Annotated in this window: 14 protein-coding genes and 1 tRNA gene; 8 read left to right on the top strand and 7 right to left on the bottom strand. The window is 67.1% G+C overall.

Going from position 1 to position 20645, the window contains the following annotated elements; translation table 11 throughout:
- Positions 1 to 53: 53 nt before the first annotated feature.
- On the bottom strand, positions 54 to 1352 hold the full coding sequence (locus tag ACTWP6_RS12280; protein ID WP_443187818.1) for a cytochrome P450: 1299 nt from the start codon (positions 1350 to 1352) through the stop codon (positions 54 to 56).
- Entirely contained in the window at positions 1349 to 2302 is a 954-nt protein-coding gene (locus tag ACTWP6_RS12275; protein WP_443187817.1) for an alpha/beta hydrolase, read from the bottom strand. Before ACTWP6_RS12275 ends, ACTWP6_RS12280 begins: the two co-directional genes overlap by 4 nt.
- 241 nt (positions 2303 to 2543) lie before the next feature.
- Between ACTWP6_RS12275 and ACTWP6_RS12270 the strand changes: the two genes are divergently transcribed.
- From ACTWP6_RS12270 to ACTWP6_RS12235, 8 genes are all read left to right on the top strand, one after another.
- Positions 2544 to 3095: a TetR/AcrR family transcriptional regulator gene (locus tag ACTWP6_RS12270; protein ID WP_443187816.1), complete on the top strand. Its 552-nt coding sequence runs from the start codon at positions 2544 to 2546 to the stop codon at positions 3093 to 3095.
- Positions 3096 to 3321: 226 nt separating this feature from the next.
- The gene (locus ACTWP6_RS12265; RefSeq protein ID WP_443187815.1) at positions 3322 to 4551 is read left to right on the top strand and encodes an MCE family protein; all 1230 of its coding nucleotides are present in this window, start codon (positions 3322 to 3324) and stop codon (positions 4549 to 4551) included.
- Positions 4548 to 5573, top strand: a complete 1026-nt coding sequence (locus ACTWP6_RS12260) for an MCE family protein (protein WP_443187814.1) — start codon at positions 4548 to 4550, stop codon at positions 5571 to 5573. Before ACTWP6_RS12265 ends, ACTWP6_RS12260 begins: the two co-directional genes overlap by 4 nt.
- Complete coding sequence (locus ACTWP6_RS12255) at positions 5573 to 6667, top strand: MCE family protein (protein ID WP_443187813.1); 1095 nt, start codon at positions 5573 to 5575, stop codon at positions 6665 to 6667. Before ACTWP6_RS12260 ends, ACTWP6_RS12255 begins: the two co-directional genes overlap by 1 nt.
- The gene (locus ACTWP6_RS12250; RefSeq protein ID WP_260751013.1) at positions 6664 to 8031 is read left to right on the top strand and encodes an MCE family protein; all 1368 of its coding nucleotides are present in this window, start codon (positions 6664 to 6666) and stop codon (positions 8029 to 8031) included. Before ACTWP6_RS12255 ends, ACTWP6_RS12250 begins: the two co-directional genes overlap by 4 nt.
- Positions 8032 to 8045: 14 nt before the next feature.
- On the top strand, positions 8046 to 9221 hold the full coding sequence (locus ACTWP6_RS12245) for an MCE family protein (RefSeq protein ID WP_443187832.1): 1176 nt from the start codon (positions 8046 to 8048) through the stop codon (positions 9219 to 9221).
- Entirely contained in the window at positions 9221 to 10789 is a 1569-nt protein-coding gene (locus ACTWP6_RS12240) for an MCE family protein (RefSeq protein ID WP_443187812.1), read from the top strand. The genes ACTWP6_RS12245 and ACTWP6_RS12240 overlap by 1 nt, the downstream gene beginning before the upstream one ends.
- A 37-nt stretch (positions 10790 to 10826) precedes the next feature.
- Positions 10827 to 11336: a hypothetical protein gene (locus tag ACTWP6_RS12235; protein WP_443187811.1), complete on the top strand. Its 510-nt coding sequence runs from the start codon at positions 10827 to 10829 to the stop codon at positions 11334 to 11336.
- Between the two features lie 180 nt (positions 11337 to 11516).
- Here ACTWP6_RS12235 and ACTWP6_RS12230 read toward each other — a convergent pair.
- The 5 genes from ACTWP6_RS12230 to ACTWP6_RS12210 form a co-directional block, all read right to left on the bottom strand.
- A tRNA-Met gene (locus ACTWP6_RS12230) sits at positions 11517 to 11590 on the bottom strand.
- Between the two features lie 146 nt (positions 11591 to 11736).
- Positions 11737 to 13125, bottom strand: coding sequence for an FAD-binding oxidoreductase (locus ACTWP6_RS12225; RefSeq protein WP_443187810.1), 1389 nt, complete (start codon positions 13123 to 13125; stop codon positions 11737 to 11739).
- A gap of 194 nt (positions 13126 to 13319) precedes the next feature.
- Positions 13320 to 13940 (bottom strand): hypothetical protein, encoded by a 621-nt coding sequence (locus ACTWP6_RS12220; protein ID WP_443187809.1) that lies wholly within the window; start codon positions 13938 to 13940, stop codon positions 13320 to 13322.
- A 178-nt stretch (positions 13941 to 14118) separates the two neighbouring features.
- On the bottom strand, positions 14119 to 17544 hold the full coding sequence (locus ACTWP6_RS12215; RefSeq protein ID WP_443187808.1) for a BTAD domain-containing putative transcriptional regulator: 3426 nt from the start codon (positions 17542 to 17544) through the stop codon (positions 14119 to 14121).
- Between the two features lie 12 nt (positions 17545 to 17556).
- A complete protein-coding gene (locus tag ACTWP6_RS12210) occupies positions 17557 to 20577 on the bottom strand; it encodes a UPF0182 family protein (RefSeq protein WP_443187807.1) in 3021 nt (1006 codons plus the stop codon).
- Between the last annotated feature and the right edge of the window lie 68 nt (positions 20578 to 20645).

Below are 20645 nucleotides of genomic sequence, written 5' to 3'. Positions count from 1 at the left end.
GATGTGCAGCGCTGGCTCATCCTCACCCGAGCCGCCTGTACCCGGCGACCTCGTCAGTCGGTGTGGAAGATGACCGGAAGGTGTGTGGGGCCGCGAAGTGAACTGTTCGTCGACCAGGACGTGGGTCCGGCCGGCGAGATTCGGCTGACGCGGTTGACAAGCTCGCGCAACACGGCGTGGGCTTCCATGCGCGCGAGTGGAGCGCCGAGGCACATGTGGGCACCGTAGCCGAACGCCACGTGCATGCGGGGGTTGCGATCCACGCGATAGGTGTCGGGGTCGTCGAATACGAGGGGGTCGCGGTTGGCGGCTCCAAACGACAGCAGCACTCGTGAGCCGGACGGAATGGTTACCTCCCCCACCTCATACGGCGCCCGGGTGTAGCGGTAGAGGTTTTGAATGGGGCTGGTGTAGCGCAGCTGCTCCTCGATGGCCATGGGAATGAGCTCAGGTTGAGCGCGAATCCTGCTGTACTGATCGGGCTCTCGCGCCAGTGTGTCGATGAGGCCGCCGATCAGATTGGTGGTGGTCTCGTTGCCGGCAATGAGCAGCAGAATCGCGATGTAGAACAGTTGATCGTCGGTAAGGCTGCCGTCGGTGCTGTGCTCGAGCAGCCGCCCGAGGACGGTGTTCGATCCTTTGAGGTCGCCGGTGGCGAGGTGGTCGAGGAAGTAGCGGCGCAAAGCGGCGGCGGCACGAAGGGATCGGCCGGTGTTGAGGACACCTTTGATGGTGGGTGTGAAGTCGATCAGGCGCACGCTGTCTTCTGACCACCTGCGGAAGTCGCTGATGTCAGTGTCGGGGATGCCGAGGATGGCCGCGATCACGCGCAGGGGCATCGGAATCGCCAGTTGGGCTACCGCATCGCTTCCGGGCTGGGCGATCATTGTGTCGACGAGTTCGACAGCGAGCTCGTCGATGATGGTGCGCCAGCTGTCAAGAGCCTTCTTGGTGAAGGCCGGTTGAACCTGTTTGCGCAGACGGCTGTGCTGTTCACCGTCGGTGACGACGACGAGATCGGCGGCCATCCGGACTCTGGTGACGCCGACGCTGCTGGTCACCTGGTCGGTGTCGCGGAGGGCGGCGCGCACATCGTCGAGGCGGTGAAGTATCCAGGTGTGACGGCGCGGGCTGTAGTGCACCCGGCCGCCGCGGTGCAGCGCAGCGTAGGCCGTGAATGGCTGGGCCGCTGTGTGGGGGTCGAGCGGGTCGTAGTCAGTGTTGACCGCGCCGCACCATGCGCTGTAGCCGAGGCGTCGTTGTCTGATCGCGGCGGCGAGGTTGAGTTGTATTGCCGAGGTCAAAGGTTTGAGCATCGAGGTGGCGCCTTGTGCTGGATTCGTCAGCGTCATGACGCGCGACCTTTCGACGACGGGGCACCGGAATCTGCGCTCTGCGGGCCGGCATTGCGGAAGGCGTGGTCGAGAGCGAGACATTGCCGAGCGAAGAACGACTGAGCCACAGAGGTTTTGGGGACAATTGCATCAAAGCCGTGAAACGCTCCGCCGATCACCTCAAGCGCAGCGGTGACGCCGGCGGCGCGCAATCGCTGTGCGTAGGCGACGCATTCTTCGTAGAAGAGATCCAACGACCCGACTCCGATCCACGCGGGCGCGACGCCGGCGAGATCTTCGTGACGGGCGGGTACCGCTTCGGCGGGGTCAGCCCCGGCGAGGTAGGCGCGCCAGGAGAATCGGTTCGACGTCTGATTCCAGAAGCGGTACCGCGAGGCCAGAGGGTGCGGCGCGGCAGAGGAGCGGTCATCGAGCATCGGATACGCGAGCAGTTGCAGTACCGGAGCGGAAGCGTCGTGGTCGCGGAGACGGAGCGCCAGCGCGGCAGCCAATCCCGCCCCCGCGCTGAGACCACCGATCGCCATACGTTCCGGATCAACGTCGGGAAGAAGGGCAAGACGATTCCACGCGGCGTGGCAGTCGAGTAGTGCGGCGGGGTAGGGATGTTCCGGTGCGAGGCGATAGTCGACCGAGGCCACCGTGATGCCCAACGCGGCGGCAAATGATCGGCAGAGCCGGTCGTCGAGATCGGCGCGGCCCATCACGTACCCGCCCCCGTGCATCCACAACAGTGCTGGGGCAGGCACGTCGCTGGCACCTCGGTAGATACGCATGGTGGCGGCGGTACCCAGTCGCTCGATGCTGACACCATCCCCGCGCGGCCTCCGCATCGTCGTCAATCGACGCATGATCTTGAGGGCTACGGCGTTGGGGATCGTGCCTCTCGGCGCCACGCGCGCAACGCCGCGCAGTTCCGGATGGATGACCCCCCGGTCGACCTTCGTCACATCCGTCGAACGCCAGGGCGGGGTCGCAGTGCGCAATCACACATGCCGTCAGGCTGCGGGGTGTGACGCCGCTGCGTCAATACGCGAGGACCAGGTTGAGAAGGCCGTGTCCGACAGTCGGGTTAGCCCGCTTCTCTTGGCAGCTACCCGAACTCGCGTTACTGTGAGAATTTCTGCCCTGAAGTTCTCACGTCGATAATTCAATGATCGGTGTGATCGTTCGCAGAAGGAGTCCGGTGACATGGTCCGGCAAGACTGGCTGGTCGGTACGGATCGCCGCGCGGAAGCCGTCGAACGAATCCACACGGCCGCCGCAGAACTGATCTCGCGACACGGGTTCGAGGCTTTCAGCATCGATGCGCTCGCGGCCAAGGTGCACTGTTCACCGGCGACGATTTATCGCAATGTCGGTGGCAAGTCGGTCATCATGGAGGGCGTCATGCGCCGGATGTCGGTGCGCATCGTCGAACGGGTGAAGACGGCAATCGACGGTCTGGAGGGAGCGGAGCGCGTCGAGAAGGCCGTCCTCGTCGCGCTGGACCATATCCGCGCCGAACCGCTGGGCCCTCTGATCATGGGCACTATCCGGCCCCACCACGACACCGGGTGGCTGACATCATCTCCGCTGGTGGTGGCACTCGCCGAAGAGATGATCGGTCGGAGCGACCCGATCGCGGCGCAGTGGCTCCTTCGTGCCACGCTCGCGCTGTGGTACTGGCCGGTCAAGAACCGCGACGACGAGCACGCCATCGTCGCGCGATTCATCGGTCCCTGCTTCGCCGCAGCGGAGTAATGGTCGGGTCCGGCTCATCGGTTTTTGCACGGTGAGACAAATAGAGGAGTTTTTCTCATCAATCCCGGCTGGTGGTCCCGGTGCGACCCTGTATCGCACATCGAAGGGGCGTCTTCAGGACTTGTCGACTTGCGCAAAGCGGATTGACCCCGTACCGCGGCGACTTCAAGCTGACCCTGTGTGCTCGACAGCGGTGTGCCTGCAACCTGTCGGCTCGGGCTGAGCAGTGGCCGCGCACCAGAGGTCTCGCAGACCGGGGCGGCTCCACGCCTCGGCAGTCAGACCGTTGACCGGGCTCATCTCCGTGCTGGCGTTGGGCGCGGTGATCGCGTTATGTGTCGGATTGTTTCGGGGCACGTTCACCGAAACGGTTCCGGTGACGGTGCTTTCGCCGCGCGCCGGCCTCGTGATGGATCCCGACGCCAAGGTCAAGATGCTTGGGGTGGAGGTGGGGCGCGTCGCGTCGATCAAGTCGACCGCTCACGGCGACGCAGTACTTCATCTGGCGCTCGATCCCCGACAGCTGGCGACCATTCCGGACAATGTTGAGGTCGACATCGCCTCCACGACCGTCTTCGGCGCCAAATACGTTCAACTGATCCTTCCCGAAGTTCCCTCGTCGCAACCACTGCGGCCGGGACAGATCCTGGCCGCCCAACAGGTCACCGTCGAGATCAACACGCTGTTTCAGAGATTGACCTCGCTGCTGTCTTCCGTCGAGCCAGGAAAGCTCAACGCGACGCTGGCCACAGTGTCCACCGCCCTCGTTGGTCGCGGGGAACAGATCGGCCAGACCTTCGTGGACCTCGACACCATGCTCGCACGCCTGGAACCGAGCCTGCCGACGCTTGAACACGAATTGTCAGTAGCGCCCTCAGTTGTCGGAGCCTACGCTGACGCAGCACCGGACCTCATGACGGTCGTGTCGACGACGACGCGAGTCGGCCGCACCCTGGTCGACCGGCAACGCGACCTCGACACCATGCTCATGTCAGCAGTGGGTTTGGCCGATGTCGGTTCGGAGGTGGTGGGGGCCAATCAGCAGCCACTGACCGAAGTACTGGATTTGTTGGCGCCAACCACGGACCTGACGAATCGCTACCGCGAGGGAATCCATTGCGGTTTGGCGGGTTTGATCCCGATCACTGAGAGCCCGCCGTCTCCGGTGCCCGGCGTGGTGGCCAGCCTGGGGTTCTCGTTCGGACTCGACCGCTACCGCTACCCGTCGAACCTGCCGAAGGTGGCTGCCACCGGCGGCCCCTACTGTGCCGATATCGGGCTGCCGGACATGCCGGCCGGATTCAAGCCGAAGTTCGTCCTCGGCGACATCGGCGCCAACCCCAATCAATACGGGAACCAGGGCATCATCCTGAATTCCGACGGGCTCAAGCAATTCCTGTTCGGACCACTGGACGGGCCCCCACGCAACACCGCTCAGATCGGGCAACCCGGATGACGCGATCGACAAGGACGCTGATCAAATTCGCGGCGTTTGCCACCGTCATGACGCTGCTCACCGCCGCGTTGTTCCTCGCCTTCAGCGAGTACCGCGGCGGTTCAGCCAACAGTTATTCAGCGGTGTTCACCGACTCGTCAAGCCTCAAAGAGGGCGATTCGGTCCGTGTGTCGGGCATCCGCGTGGGTGCGGTGTCGTCGATCTCGCTACAGCCCGACAAAACCGTCGTCGTGGAATTCGACGCCGACCGCGACGTGGTTCTGACCACGGCGACCAAAGTGGCGGTGCGTTATCTCAACCTCGTCGGTGACCGCTATCTGGAGCTTCTCGACTCCCCCGGACAGATGCAGATCCTTCCCCCGGGCGCCCAGATCCCGCGGGAGCGTACCGAACCCGCACTGGACCTCGATCTGCTCCTCGGTGGGCTCAAGCCGGTGATCCGCGGATTGAATCCGCAAGACGTCAACGCGTTGACTTCCTCGCTGATCCAGATCTTCCAAGGACAAGGCGGCACGCTCGAGTCCATCCTGTCGAAGACCTCATCCTTCTCAGAAACCATTGCCGACCGCCACGACGCCGTCGAGCGACTCATCGACAATCTCAACACCGTCGCCAAGGCGCTCGCCGACGACGGTCCTGCGTTCTCCGCGACGATCGACAAACTTCAGACGCTCGTCGCCGGCCTGACCGCCGACCGCGACCCGATCGGTACGGCCATCGAAAAGCTGGATCGCGGCACCGCCTCGGTGGCTGACCTGCTCACCCATGCCCGGCCGCCGCTGAAGGGAACCGCCGACGAACTAAACCGTCTGGCACCGCTTCTCGACACGGACAAGGAACTGATCGACACAGCGCTTCAGAAGGCGCCCAACAATTACCGCAAGCTGGTGCGTCTGGGGGCATACGGCAGCTTCATCAACTACTACATCTGCGCGGTTCAGTTTCGGGCCAGTGACCTGCAGGGCCGCACCGTGGTCTTCCCGTGGATCAAGCAGGATACGGGGAGGTGCGCGGAGCCCTGATGCTGAAATACCGTGGAACGCAGCTCGTCCGCGCCGGGTTCATCGGTGTGGTGCTGGTGGTGTTGACGATCGCTGTGGGGCTCAACCCCGAACGTCTGCTCACCTGGGCCACCAGCGTGCGCTACCAGGCGCAGTTCACTCACGCCGGCGGGCTCGTTGCAGGCAATGAGGTCAAAATCTCCGGAGTCACGGTCGGGTCGGTGTCCGACATCGTGCTGCGGGACGGTGCAGCGCTCGTCACGTTCACCGTAAGGGGCAAGGTCGGTCTGGGCTCAGAAACCATCGCCCACATCCGCACCGGATCTCTCTTGGGCCAACGCGTCATGACCTTGGAGTCCAGCGGCACCTCGGCGCTGTCGCCCAACTCGGTCATTCCGGTGTCGCGCACCGGTTCGCCCTACTCGCTGACAGACGCCATCGGCGAGCTGACCAGCAACACCGCCGCTACTGATACGTCGACCCTCAACCAGTCACTGGACACCCTCTCGGCAACGCTTGACCAGATCGCTCCGCAGCTGGGACCCGCCTTCGACGCGATCGCGCGGCTGTCACGGTCGATCAACAGCCGCGACCAAACCCTCGCCGAGCTGCTGCGCCACACCAGCGCAGTCACCGATGTGCTGGCAGACCGCAGCCAAGCGCTCAATGCGCTCATCCTCAATGCCAACGATCTGGTTGGCGCCCTCACCGAGCGCCGTCAAGCCATCGTCGACCTGCTGGCCAACACCACCGCTGTGGCTCAACAAGTCTCAGGTCTGGTCGCCGACAACGAAGTTCAGCTAGCACCCACTCTGGAGAAGCTGAACTCGGTGGCAGCCATGCTGGAGAAGAATCGCGACAACATCGCCAAAGCGCTGCCGGGGCTGGCGAAGTATCAGGTGACACAGGGCGAAACCGTCGCCAACGGCTGGTACTACAACGCCTACATTCCCAACCTGGCGCTGCCCGAGGTGTTGCAGCCCTTCCTCGACTACGCGTTCGGATTCCGGCGCGGCACCGACCAGGGACAACCCCCCGACGACGCCGGTCCACGCGCAGAAATTCCGTTCCCCTACAACGGAATACCCCAGCCAGGAGACCTTTCGCCGCGATGAACCGACGACGACTGCTCACCCTCACCGCACTCGCGCTCGTAGCCGGCTTGGTCGGCGGCCCCGCCGTGCTCGTCCACCACACCTTCTTCGGCGCGCATACCCTCACCGCATACTTCACCAAAGCGATCGCCATCTACCCCGGTGACACCGTACAAGTCGCCGGTGTCACCGTTGGGCGCATCGACGCCATCGAGCCGGACGGAACCCGGACGAAGATGACGATGACCGTGGACCGCGACGTCCCGATTCCGGCCGACGCCCAGGCGATCATCGTCTCGCAGAACCTCGTCGCAGCACGTTATGTCGAGCTCACTCCGCCCTACGCTCCCGGAGACGGACCTCTGCTGCCCGACGGCGGGCAGATACCGATCAACCGCACCGCAGTGCCCGTGGAGTGGGACCAAGTCAAAGACCAACTGATGCGGCTGGCCACCGATCTGGGCCCCCGCGCCGACGCTCCACCGTCGATCTCGCGCTTCATCGACAGCGCCGCCACCGCACTGGAGGGCAACGGCCCTAAACTCCGCGAGGTCCTCACCCAACTCTCCGGCGTCACGCGGATACTCGCCGAAGGCAGCGGCAACATCGTCGACATCATCGCCAACCTGCAGACCTTCGTCACGGCACTGCGGGACAGCAACACTCAAATCGTGCAATTCCAAGACCGTTTCGCGACACTGACCAGTGTCCTGGACGAAAGCCGCTCCGACCTCGACGCCGCCGTCACCACCCTCTCCGAGGCCGTCACCGAAGTTCAGCGCTTCATCGCCGGCAGCCGCAACCAAACCTCCGAACAAGTTCAACGGCTGGCCAATGTCACCCAGAATCTCGTCGACCACCGCACCGATCTTGAGAACATTCTCCACGTCGCACCGAACGCCGTCGCCAACGCCTACAACATCTGGAACCCGGACTCCGGTGCCGTCAACGGCTCCTTCGTCTTCACCAACTTCTCCAACCCGGTGCAGTTCATCTGCGGGGCCATCGGCGCGGTGGAGAACACCACTGCCCCCGAGACCGCGAAACTGTGTGCCCAATACCTCGGCCCCGGCCTGGACCTGCTGAACTTCAACGGGCTGCCCTTCCCGGTCAACCCGTTCCTGGCGCCCTCCTACGCACCGGAAAACATGATCTACACCGATCCCAAACTCGCCCCCGGCGGTACCGGTCCCACCCCCACCGCGCCCGAACACCCACCGACCTTATCGGCCTATCCCCCGGCGAACCCCACCTCGCTCCCCGGATTACTGTTACCCGCCGCCTCACCCCCCCTCCCCCCGCCGGCACCTGCTCCCGCTGCGCCGTTGCTGCCTGCCGAAATCCCCGGCGCCGCAACACCCGTCGCCTCGGGAGCCGGAGGATGACCCTCCGCGGCCCCCTGGTGCGCGTGCTGACACCGGTCACCTTCGCCCTGACCGTTGCCGGCTGCGCTTTCGGTGGGGTGACATCCCTGCCGCTTCCCGGAACACCCGGACGTGGACCCGACGCCGTCACCTACCACGTCGAAATCGGCAATGTCGGCACGCTGGAATCCAACGCGCCCGTCCTCGTCAACGACGTTGTCGTCGGAAGCGTCTCGACGATGCGCGTCAACAACTGGCACGCTGACGTCAAGGTCACGATCAACCCCGGCGTGGTCATCCCCGCCAACGCCGTCGCGACCGTCGGGCAGACGAGTCTGCTGGGCTCGATGCATCTGGCCCTCGATCCGCCCCCCGGCGAGGTCCCGACCGGAAAACTGGCCCCCGGTACCACAATCGGCCTGAGTCGTGCATCGACGTACCCCTCGACCGAACAGACCCTCTCGGCCCTTTCTCTGCTGATCAACTCAGGCGGCCTCACCCAAATCGGCGACATCATCCACAACACCAACGCCATCCTCGACGGCCGCCAAACCCAGATCCGTGACGCGCTGACCCGCCTGGACACCTTCATCAGTGCCATGGATCGCCAACGCGACAACGTCGCGGCCACCATCGGCACACTCGACCGCCTCACCGGCATCCTCGCCGGCCAAACCGACACCATCACCGAGGCCCTGCGCGACATCCCGCCCGCCCTCGACGTCCTCGAGCAGGCACGTCCGCGCCTCACCGAGGCACTGACCAAGCTGGGCGCGTTCAGCGACGTGACCACGACGCTGATCAGCCAAAGCCAAGACGACCTCGTGACCAACCTGCGCAACCTGCAACCCACCCTGAAGGCCCTGGCCGACATCGGGCCCAAACTCGATGCCGCCCTGGCCCTGGCACCGACCTTTCCGTTCCCGCAGAACGTCATCGACCGCGGCGTACGCGGTGACTACCTCAACCTCTACGCTGTGGTCGACCTGACGTACCCCCGCCTCAAGCGCACCATCTTCCGTGGCACCCGCTTCGCCGACATCGACGCCGACCTCATTCCGGCCCCCGGGGATCCCTACTACCTCCAATACACCTACGACCCGCTCAACGCACCGCTGACCAAGACACTGCCCACCGGCGCCCCCGGATCCGGACAACCAGCGCCCACGGCCCCGCCAGTCCCCCCGGCGCCCTCGAATGGGGGCGGCTGATGTTGACCCGATTCGTTCGTATCCAGCTCGCGATCTTCACCCTCGCGTCGGTGGTCGGCATCGCGGTGATGGTGCTGAACTATCTCCAGCTGCCCACGCTGCTCGGCGTGGGTCGGATAACGGTGACCGTCGAGTTGCCCAACAGCGGTGGGCTCTACCGTTTCGCCAACGTCACCTATCGCGGCGTCAGCGTCGGCAAAGTCAGCGAGATAACTCTCGATCCGGGACCACCCCGGCACGCCAAAGCCGTTCTGTCGCTTGACGGCTCCACACAGATTCCGGCAGCACTGACCGCCGAGGTCCACAGCATCTCCGCCGTCGGTGAACAGTACGTCGACCTCGTCCCCCGCACCGACAACGGACCCTACCTGCGCGACGGCTCGACCATCGCGATGGCGAATACCACCGTCCCGCAACAGGTGGGCCCCGTCCTCGACCAGACCAGTGCGCTACTGGCGAGCATCCCCAAAGACAAACTCAACACACTGCTCGACGAAACATTCAGCGGCCTCAACGGTGCCGGCTACGACCTCGGTTCACTCGCAGACTCCACCTCCCGACTCTCGGCAGACCTCAACAGCGTCGCCGATCGCACACGCACCCTCATCGACGACTCCGCACCGCTGCTCGACGGACAGGCCGCCACCACCGACGCGCTACGCACCTGGGCCCGCAGCCTCGCCGGCGTCACCACCCAGCTCGACGACAACGACCCACAGATGCGGCAGCTGCTCGCGGCCGGTCCCGGTGCCTTCGACGAGGTCTCCGCGCTGCTGACACAACTCAAACCCACTCTGCCGGTGCTTTTGGCCAACCTCACCACGGTCGGGCAGATCGGCCTCACTTACAACCCGTCGCTCCAACAGGTTCTCGTGCTGCTACCGCCGTTCGTGTCGACCATCCAGGCCGCCATGCCCCGCAACAACGCCACCGGCATCCCGACCGGCGGTGAATTCGCCATCACTGCAGGCGATCCCAACCCCTGTACAGTAGGGTTCCTGCCGCCGTCCCAGTGGCGCTCGCCGGGCGATCTCACCGAGGTCGATACCCCCGACGGTTTGTACTGCAAACTCCCGCAGGATTCACCGGGAACGGTGCGCGGCGCCAGAAACTACCCGTGCATCGCCCATCCCGGCAAACGCGCACCCACCGTAGAGCTTTGCAACGACCCGCGGGGCTTCCAACCACTGGCCGCCCGCCCCCACATTCTGGGCCCCTACCCCTTTGACCCCAACCTCATCGCCCAAGGCGTCCCACCCGACTCGCGAGTCTCCCGCGACGAGAACATTTTCGCACCACCGGCCGGCACCCCGGCGCCGCCGCCCGCCCTACCTCCACCGTCGCCCCCAGCACAGCAGCCCGCCGCGCCACCTGCTCCCCCGGTCCCCGCGTCGCCGGCTGCGACCCCCAACGCGTTCACCGGGAGTCCTTCGACGCCCAAAGCGGCAGTCGCGCAATATAATCCGCGAACCGGAAGCTACGTCGGCGCCGACGGGAACCTGTACACCCACACCGACTTCGCCGACAAACCCGCTCCCGCCTCGTTCGCGGACCTTCTGCCCCACTAATCGCCGCCAACGTCCCCGCGAACATGAAGGAGCCACGGTGAAGACCGTTTCGATGGCCGCAGCCACCACGGCGCTGGTCCTGGCCGGCGGAGCCACCGCCGCCGCGGACTCACCCGAACTGAAGGGCGCCCTCAACGGCACCTTCCGCGCTGTTTCCAACGGCGACTTGGCCAAGAGCAACGAGATGTACTACAACCAACCAACCGTCACCGCGACGTGGACGATCACCAGCACCTGCACGAACCCCACCGACTGCACCGGAACCGTCATCAGCGACCAAGGATGGAGCGCACCGATCTACAAGATGTCGGGCCTGTGGAACGTCAAGCACGTCGTGCCGAACTGGGCGCCCTGCCCCGACGGGACCGCCCCCGACGGCCTCCAGCACTACCGCTTCTACGCCGTCAACGCTCACACCGGGCAGGCCGACAACAGCCAAGACGATCTGTTCGCCGGCCTCGACGACACCACCGGCCCCAGTGGAGCATGCGGGGTCAACAAACCGCTCCTCATCTCGATGCCCTTCAAACTGAGTCGCATCCCTTAACAACCAAGCTGCCCTGCGAGTCCGTGCTGATAGCGAAGCACCCCGACTCGCGGCGCGGGACCAGACAGCGTGAGCCTTAGCTTTAGGGCGAGCGACGCCCCAGCGGGAGTATTAGGCTGCGACGTCTCATCGGCAACGAAAACGGCCCCCGGAGTGTCCTCCGAGGGCCGTTTCACCTAGTAGCGGGGACAGGATTCGAACCTGCGACCTCTGGGTTATGAGCCCAGCGAGCTACCGAGCTGCTCCACCCCGCGATGGTGAACGCTACGTTACCGGGGCGGCCGCTTCGGCTCCAAATCGCCTGCTCAACGCCACTGTCGGCCTCCCGCGAGCGTGCGCTTTCTCCGGCTTTCTCCCGGTGTGGCGGCCGCAGACACGCACGCTCGCGGCGAGGGGGCGTCTACCGGGGTGTGCGGATCACCTGGCCGGTGGCCAGGACACCGGCGGGGTCGTATCGGTCGGCGAGGGCAGCCAGCCAGTGCAGCGTGTCCTGGTTGTACACCCGCGCCGGGCGGGCCGGGTCATAGGACGGCGCGAAGTTCGGCATCTGCCCGCCGGTGGCCCACGGCGCCACAGCTGCCGTCACCGCGCGGGCGTGCTCGACCACCACGGCTGCGTTCTCCGGCATCGGTGCCCCGATCACCGCGAGCGAGAACGCCGCGTCGCGATGGCAGAACGCGCTGCGGTGCTGCGGCTCACGGGCCAGCGCTCCCCCGAGCAACCGCAACTCGACGAGCACCTGCGGGGAGCCCGAGCCGGGCCCCGCGACTGCCAGCAGCGCGTCGATCGCCTCGGCCGGCAGCTCGGATAGCAGCGCCTGGTCCTCGTTGATCGGCATCGGGTCCACCGGATCCGCGTGCACGGCCCCGATCGCCGCGTACGGCAGCACCCCGACGCTGTCCAGGATCGGGGTCGCGGCCGCCCGCATCGGCGCGAGCAGCCTCTCCGCATCGGCGAAATCACCGACGGCCGTGTATCGCACCGCGACCGTCATGCGACCGGCCAGCGGTTCGGGCACGCCCGGCAACGGCGGCAGCTGTTGCACCGCGATCGACGTGTTCACCGTCTCGGGCAGTCCGACACTCCACGCGCGCCAGGCGTGCAGCACCTCAGCCGTCGCGGCACCGTCGAAAAACACTGCGCCACCGTAGAACTCAGGAATAGGTAGCAGGTCCATCTCGACCGCGGTGACGATACCGAGGGTGGCTTTGCCGCCGCGCAGGCCCCAGAACAGGTCCGCGTTCTCATCAGGGGTGGCGCGCAACAGCCGTCCCTCACCGGTCACCACGTCGAACGCCCGGACGTGATCCGACGACAGCCCCGCGGTGCGGACCAGCGGACCGATCCCACCGCCGGTCAGATACCCCACCACGCCGACCCCGGGCGCCGAACCGCACAGCGGCGCAAGGCCGTGCGGGGCCGCGACATCGATGACGTCCTGCCAGCGCGCCCCCGCGCCCACCCGCACCGTGCGATTGAGGACGTCGACCTCGCAGTGCTTCATCGCCGCCGTCAGCACCAGGATGGTGCCGGGCCCCACCCCGACCGCGCCGTGGCCGGTCGCCTGCACCGCGACGGTGAACCCGTGCGTCGCGGCGAACCTGACCGTGCCGGCGACGTCCTCGGCCGAGGTCGCCAACACCACCGCTGCTGGGGTGACCGGTGCGGCCACGTTCCACGGCACGCATCGCTCGTAGCCCGGCTCGCCGGGCAGCGCCACATGGGTGGCGACCTGGTCGCGCAGGGTGCGCAGCGCCTCGTCGCGGCTCAGATCGGTCGGTACGGTCATCGGAGTCCTTTCTCGGATGCTTCGTGTCGCGGACAAGCATCACCGAGCGGCCTTGGCGACCGCTTGGCCGAGAACACCAAGAAAAATCCAAGCGGAATTTACCGCGCGACCAGGGAGTTCGCCCGCGCTACGACGTCGCAAACGGCGCGCACTGCCGCAAATCGCGGCCTGTACGCGTTCTCACGCGCGCGCTGTCAGACCATCTCCGGCACCCGCAGATGTGCCAGCACCAGGTCGCAGTCGCAGGCGTCAAGCACCTCGGCCCCGGCCTCGCGCACCGCGGCCTTCTCGAGCGCGTCGATCGCGGCGTGGTTGTGCCGCAGCGCCTCGGCGCTGTCGAACGTCAGCGACGCGACACCGAATCCCGAATCGCGGTCGACCATCAGGCTGGCACTGCAGAAGCCGTCCATTTCCTCCAGCGCCGGGATGGTGGCCAGCCGGAAGCCATCGATGGCGCGTTCCGCGCCTTCGGGAGCGACGCGGGCCCACGTGACCCGCACGCAGGCGCCGGGTGCCGAGCGGTGGTCGCGGTGCAGCGCGGCGATCTCCCACTCGTCGACCGTGGGGCTGCCACCGAGGATCTCGGCGGCGCGGTTGCGGTACTCGTCGGCAACGCGCCGGCTGGCGTGCATCGCCGTCTCCGATTCCCACGCCGTGGTCACGATGCAGCGGCCCGACTGGCGGTCCACCAGCAGCGACAGACCGACGTAGCCGTCGAGTTCGGTCAGCGCGGGCCACACCGTGTCGTGGATATAGGTGATCCCGGCGTCGATCGCCGAGGACCGCGCGTGGACTGTTGAACTACGCGCATACATGTCTGCCTCCGTCGTCGTTGGCAGCGTCCCAGCGGCGCCGCCGGACCAACCCATCGTCCTCTCCGGCCTGCCTGAGGGCAATGGCCGCGGCAGCCGCGCGCTCGCGAAAGCGCCACCACGGTCGCGGATCCGGCGCGGGAACTACCGTGAAGGCGCTTTCGCGACAAACCGGGGGCGTTCAGCCCAGCCGCGACGCCGCGGCCGCCACCGCCGCCATACCGACCTCGGCGGCCTCTGCCGCCAGCGCCGCGGCGGACGCCGCCCGCCCGGGCGACGGGTCGGTCAGCTCGCACTCCAGCAGGCGGCAGCGCAGCAGCGCGGGGACGCCGGCGGTGCGCTCGGCGATGCCGCGGGCCACCGCCAGATCCTCGAGCGCGCCCGCCCTGTCGCCGCGCAACGCGCGCAGGCGTGCGGTCGCCAGCGCCACCGGCCCGGCCATCCCGACCTGTCCGATCACCGCAATCCGGTCGCGATACGGGTCCAGCTGGGCCAGAAGAGGTTCGGCGAACTCCCTCAGATCGTGGTCGGCGGCCAGATGTGCCAGCAGCGCATGATGGCCCAGCGTCGTCCAGATATGGGCCCGGTCGGTATTCCGCGCCCACTGCCTCAAGGTGGCCAGCGCTTCGGCACGGGCTTGCGAGCCGGTCAGCAAGGTCAGCACCCCGGTCCGGACCACGCCGACCATGCCCAGGCCGCCGGCCTGCCGAGCGTTCAAGTCCGTCCAGCTGGGGTCGACGGGTCCGCCGCGCTCGCGCAGCAGGGTCGCCCGCGCCAGCAGTCCGCTGCCCGCCTCGTACAGTTCGGTCTGCTCGTGCACGTGCGCCGCGATCGCATGGTGCCGTTCGGCTTCGGCGAAGTCTCCGTGCCACACCGCCAGCACCGCCTCCATCCACCGCAACTGCGCGCGCAGTACCGGCAGCTGCAGCTCCTCACTACCGGCGATACCGGCCTGCACATGGCGCCGGGTGCCCTCGACGTCGCCGAGGTTCATCGCCGCCATCGTCGCCACCGAATGCGCGATCACCGCGTCTTCGCGGGACCTGGTGTGCCTCAATGAGTTCAGACGTTCCGCCCACTCCAGCGACTGGGTGCTCAGCGTCGCCACCCCGGAGAAGGTGATCAGCCGGCCGGTCAGGACGTCAGCGATGACATCCGGATCGCCGGTGGCTTCGGCCAGTCGCTCAGCCCGGTCGAGCAGTTCGGGCGCGACCGTCGCGTCGGGGTGGTAGCAGTGCCCCACGGCCAGCGCTGAGAGCACCCGCGCCGCCGAGGCCGGATCGCCCTCCGACAGCGTCGCCGCCCGCGCCAGCAAGGTCAGCAGCTCTCCGGGGTCGTTTCCCGGTGCCAGCCAAGGCCATCCGCCGCTGGCCCGCAACAGCGCGCTCGCCACGCGCCCGGCGCTCGCGGCCCGACCGGTGCGCAACGCCTCCCCGAGGTAACGCTGCACGCTATCGAGCACCAACTGGCCGCGACCGGCCCGCGAATGCGCCTCCAGCAGTTCGACGGTCAGCCCGTCCCGCTGCGCATCGTCGCGTTCGGACACCGGAAGACGGTCGTAGGCGTCCAGTGCCGCCTGCCACCATCGGGCGGCGATATCCGAGCTCCACTGCGCAGTGGCGTGTTCGGCCGCCACTCGGCAGGCCTGCACCACCGTCGCGGGCTCCGCCAGCGGTTGCGCCGCCACCAGGTGCTGCGCGCGCCAGGTCGGCGCATCCGGCAGGGCGCTGTCGGCGAGCACGTCGGCGACCTTGGCGTGCAGCCGCTGTCGACGCAGCGCCGGCATCCCGGTCAGCAACTGCTCGCGCAGCAGGCCGTGGGCGAACACGTATCCGTCACCGGTGTGGGAGGTGACGATGATCCGTTCGTCGGCGGCCTCGTCGAGATAGTCGGCGAGGGTGTCCAGATCCAGCGCCGTGGCCTGTGCCAGTAGCGGGACGGTGACGGAGTCGAGGACGTCGGCGATGACCGCGGCGGTGCGCAGCACCTGCATCACCGCCGGATCCAGCGCGGCCAGCCGGCGGTCCAGCACCGAGCGCACGGCGTGCGGAATCTCGTTGCCGGCGCGCTCTTCCCGGGGCAGGCGCGCGTACTCGGAGACGAAGAACGGATTGCCGCCGGTGCGGTCGGCGAGTTCGGCGGCCTCGGCGGCGGTGACGGCCTCCTCGGCGACCTCGTTGGCCAGCGTGGCGACGTCCTCCGACGACAGGGCCGGCACCTCGATGAGCCGATTGTCCTTGCCCCGTGCGACGGTGCTGAGCAATCGCGCGACCTCCGACGTGTGCTCACCGTCGCGCACCGTGACGATCACCAGGACGGGGTGATCGCGCAGGGCCCCTGCGATGTAGGCCAGACAGGCCGCCGAGGTGGTGTCGGACCACTGCACGTCGTCGACGACGACGGCCAGCAGTCGCGGCGCGGATTCGAGCAGCCGCTGAATGCGTTCGTAGACGAGGAATCTCGCGGTGTCGGGGTCGGCATGCGGCGGGATCTCGAGCACCTCGTCGGCGTCGGCCCCCAATGCCCGGACCAGGTGCCGCATCGGCCACCACGGCGGGGTGCCTCGCTCGTCGGGGCAGTTGACCCACACCACGTCGCCGCCGTCGGCGTCGACGAGCCCGGCGATCTCCTCGGCGAGCCTCGTCTTGCCGATGCCCGGTGGACCCGACAGCACCAGCCAGCGAGTCGCCCCGGCGGTGACCCGCGCCAACATCTCCGCCGCCGTTGCCAATTCGCGGTCACGCCCAACCAACGGGGCGCGGTGCGGCGCGGCGTCGGCCACAACCGCCGACACCGTCGTCACCTCCGGCTGTGGCAGCGTCGTCGCGCCCGTCCACTCCGGCGAGCGGGGCCAGCCGGTGAGCTCGGGCGCCTGTCGCAGCACCGCGGTGTGGAGTTCCCGGAGCTCGGAGCCGGGGTCCAGGCCGAGTTCATCGGCCAGCAACCGCGCATGCCGGGCGTAGACCTCCAGCGCCTCGGGTGCGCGTCCGGCGCGGTAGAGCGCCAGCATGTGCAGCCGGCAGCCCCGGTCCGCCAGCGGGTCGAGTTCGCGCAGCCGCAACACCTCGGTCAGCGCGGCCGGCACCTTGCCCAACGCCAGCAGCGCCGTCACCTTGCAGGTCACGCATTCGGTGCGCATCTCGGCGATCCGGGCGGCGTCCTCGCGCACCCAGTCCGCGTCGGCCATGTCTTCGAGCAGCTCGCCCCGCACCAGGCTCAGCGCGGCGTCGGCCTCGGACAGCGCCTCCTCCCACCGCTCCCCCTCGATGGCGGCGCTCGCGCGGGCGCAACCAGCGGCGAACACCGCGACGTCGACCTCGTCGGGGCCGACGTCGAGGTAATAGCCCGGCGGCTGACGCACTATGGGCGACGCCATCTGCGAATCGCGCAGCGCCCGGCGCAGATTCGAGATGTACACCTGCAGGCTGGCCGTCACGCTGGCCGGAAGGTCATCTCCCCATACCGCGTGAGCGAGCCGGTCGGTGGACACCACCCGACCCTGCGCCAGCAGCAGGGCGGCAAGCACCGCCCGCTGCTTGCGCGGACCGACATCGATCGGGCTACCCCCGTGGACCACCTGCAGTGGCCCGAGCAACCGATAGCGCACCGGCGTCGATGGTCAGTTGGCCGACTGGTATTCGCTCACCGCGTCGTCGAGGCGTTCCAGCGCCTCGCCGAACTGCGCGAAGTCACCGCTGCGCTGAGCTTCCCGCAGCGCGTCCAGCGCCGCGTTGACATTCTGCAGCGCAGTGGCTTTCGCCGCGGACAGCTGGGTCGGACCGCTCGGCGGCACCGCCGCCGGCACCTCCGGCTGTTGCGGCGCCGGCGCCTGACCGGGACGGTTCGGCTGCGCCGCGGGCGGCTGCTGATTGTTGTTGGCCTGCGGCCTCTCGGGTGCCTGCCCGGCGGGCGGTTCGGTCGCCGCCGGCCCGGTCGCGGTGGCGTCCGCGCCGGGGCCGAACAGATCGGTCAGCGCGTCACGCACCGTCGGTCCGTAACCGATCTGGTCGTTGTACATCATCGCGACGCGGATCAGACGCGGGTACGACGACGCGGCGTCCGTGGATCCCGGCGACGCGTACACCGGTGCGACATAGAGCAACCCGCCTTGCCCGATCGGCAGCGTGAGCAGGTTGCCCCACCGGATCCGGTTCTGGTTGTCGCGGCCGATGACACCGAGGTCCTGGCTGACCGCGGTGTCGGTGCTGATCGCGTTGAACGCCAGCTTCGGACCGTTGACCTGCCCGGGAATCGTCAGCACCGTGAGCCTGCCGTACGTCTCGGGATCCGAGCTTGCGCTGATGTAGGCCGCGAGGAAGTCGCGACGGAACCGGTTCATTGCACTGGTCAGCTGGAATGAAGCCGAATTGCTGTTCTGCGCAAGGTCTTTGGCAACGATGTAGTACGGCGGCTGGTAGCTGCTGGCCGTCGGGTTCGGGTCCAGCGGGACGTCCCAGAAGTCCGACGTCGAGAAGAACGTCACCGGGTCGTCCACGTGGTACTTGGCCAGCAGCGCGCGCTGCACCTTGAACAGGTCCTCGGGATAGCGCAGGTGCTCCTGCAGCTCCGGGGAGATCGCGCTCTTGGGTTGGACGGTGTCCGGGAACACCTTCATCCACGCCTGCAGCACCGGGTCCTGCTCATCCTGGGCGTACAGGGTCACGGTGCCGTCGTAGGCGTCGACGGTGGCCTTCACCGAGTTACGGATGTAGGACACCTGCTTGTCGGGTTGCAGCCGGTTCAGCGCCACCTCGTTGGAGTCGGTGGTCGCCGAGGACAGCGACATCAGCTCCGAGTACGGGTAGTTGTCGAGGGTGGTGTAGCCGTCGACAATCCACACGATGCGCTCGTTGACGATCGCCGGATAGATGGCGGTGTCGGTGGTCAGCCACGGCGCCACCGCCTCCACCCGCATGGCCGGATCGCGGTTGAACAGGATCTTGCTGTTCTCGTTGATCACGTTGGAGAACAGGAAGTTGCGTTCGGCGTACTTCGCGGCGAACACGCTGCGGGTCAGCCAGTTGCCGATCGGGACACCGCCGCTGCCGGCGTAGGTGTAGTTGCGGGTGGCGGTGTTGGTCTCGTAGTCGTACTCGCGCGGGGCGCCGTTCTCGCCGACGATCGCATAATCGGCGGCGGTGTTGGCGATCACCGGGCCGAAGTAGATGCGCGGCTGGGCCAGCGGGGCCGGGCCGGGTGAGACCACCTCGCCGTTGGGACCCACGACGCTGGCCAGGAACTCCGGGTAGCCGCCGTTCTGGTTGGGGTCGTTGGCGATTCCGCGCACCGTGTTGGCCGGCGAGGCGATGAACCCGTTGCCGTGGGTGTACACGGTGTGCCGGTTGATCCAGTCGCGCTGGTTGTCGATCAGGCGGTCGGGGTTCAGCTCGCGCGCGGCGACCACGTAGTCGCGCAGGTTGCCGCCCTCGTCGCGGTAACGGTCCATGTTCAGCTGGTCGGGGAAGTAGTAGAAGTTCTTGCCCTGCTGGAACTGGGTGAACGCCGGGCTGACGATGTTCGGGTCGAGCACCCGGATGTTCGACGTGGTGGCCCGGTCGGCGGCCACCTGCTGCGCGGTGGCGGCGGCGTTGCCCGGATAGTCGCGGTATTCCACCGCTTCGTCGGTCAGACCGTACGCCTGTCTGGTCGCCGCGATGCTGCGGCTGATGTATTCACTTTCCTTCTGCGCGGCGTTGGGACGCACGCTGATCTGCTCGACGACCAACGGCCAGCCCGCGCCGACGATCAGCGACGACAACAGCAGCAGCACCACACCGATCGCCGGGATGCGCAGGTCGCGCAGCACGATCGCGGAGAACACCGCGGCCGCGCAGATCACCGCGATCGCCATCAGGATCAGCTTGGCCGGCAGCACTGCGTTGATATCGGTGTAGCCGGCGCCGGTGAACGGTTTGCCTCCGCGGGTGTGGCTGAGCAGTTCATACCGGTCGAACCAGTAGGCGACCGCCTTGAGCAGCATCAGGATGCCGACCAGCGTGATCAGTTGGATACGGGCCGCTCGGCTCAGGGCGCCGCTGCGGCCGGCCAGCCGGATACCGCCGAACAGGTAGTGGCCCAACAGGTTCGCGATGAACGCCAGGAACGTCGCAGCGAACAGGTAGGTCAGCACCAGCCGATAGAACGGAAGATCGAACGCGTAGAAGCCGAGGTCGATGCCGAACTGCGGGTCGGCGACGCCGAAGCTGCCGCCGTGCAGGAACAGCTGCACCTGCTGCCAGTAGTTCTGAGCGATCAGGCCGGCGAGCAGGCCGATCACGACCGGCACGCCAACCCCGACCAGACGCAGCCGCGCCATCACCGCGGTGCGGTAGCGGGCGACCGGGTCGTTGGGGCCGGCGGTCGGCACGAACACCGGCCGGGTGCGGTAGGCCAGCGCCAGCGCCGCGAACACGACACCGCCGATGACCAACGCGACGGCCAGGAAGATGACCAGCCTGGTCACGATCTGGGTGGTGAACACCGACCGATAACCGAGCTCGCCGAACCACAACCAGTCGACATAGGTGTCGATGAGCCGCGGGCCCAGCAGCAACAACACCACCACGACCATCGCGATGGCGATCAGAACCCGGCTTCGTCGGGTCAGACTCGGCATTCTCGCCGCGGGCCGCATCCCCACTCGTTACTCCACTCTCGGAAATTCCCAGCAGATCTTCAGGTGTGACAACTTAGACATCACTCTACGCA

Origin of the sequence: Mycobacterium sp. 4D054 (genome assembly GCF_052245755.1) — a bacterium.
Taxonomy (GTDB): domain Bacteria; phylum Actinomycetota; class Actinomycetes; order Mycobacteriales; family Mycobacteriaceae; genus Mycobacterium.
The sequence above is the reverse complement of the archived record's forward strand: the minus strand, read 5'-3'. Positions and strand labels throughout refer to the sequence as shown.

Bases quoted from the DNA above. Each gene is read 5' to 3' on its own strand.
- ACTWP6_RS12280 (WP_443187818.1), bottom strand. From the start codon at position 1,352: ATGACGCTGACGAATCCAGCACAAGGCGCCACCTCGATGCTCAAACCT.
- ACTWP6_RS12270 (WP_443187816.1), top strand. From the start codon at position 2,544: ATGGTCCGGCAAGACTGGCTGGTCGGTACGGATCGCCGCGCGGAAGCC.
- ACTWP6_RS12260 (WP_443187814.1), top strand. From the start codon at position 4,548: ATGACGCGATCGACAAGGACGCTGATCAAATTCGCGGCGTTTGCCACC.
- ACTWP6_RS12255 (WP_443187813.1), top strand. From the start codon at position 5,573: ATGCTGAAATACCGTGGAACGCAGCTCGTCCGCGCCGGGTTCATCGGT.
- ACTWP6_RS12250 (WP_260751013.1), top strand. From the start codon at position 6,664: ATGAACCGACGACGACTGCTCACCCTCACCGCACTCGCGCTCGTAGCC.
- ACTWP6_RS12240 (WP_443187812.1), top strand. From the start codon at position 9,221: ATGTTGACCCGATTCGTTCGTATCCAGCTCGCGATCTTCACCCTCGCG.
- ACTWP6_RS12225 (WP_443187810.1), bottom strand. From the start codon at position 13,125: ATGACCGTACCGACCGATCTGAGCCGCGACGAGGCGCTGCGCACCCTG.
- ACTWP6_RS12220 (WP_443187809.1), bottom strand. From the start codon at position 13,940: ATGTATGCGCGTAGTTCAACAGTCCACGCGCGGTCCTCGGCGATCGAC.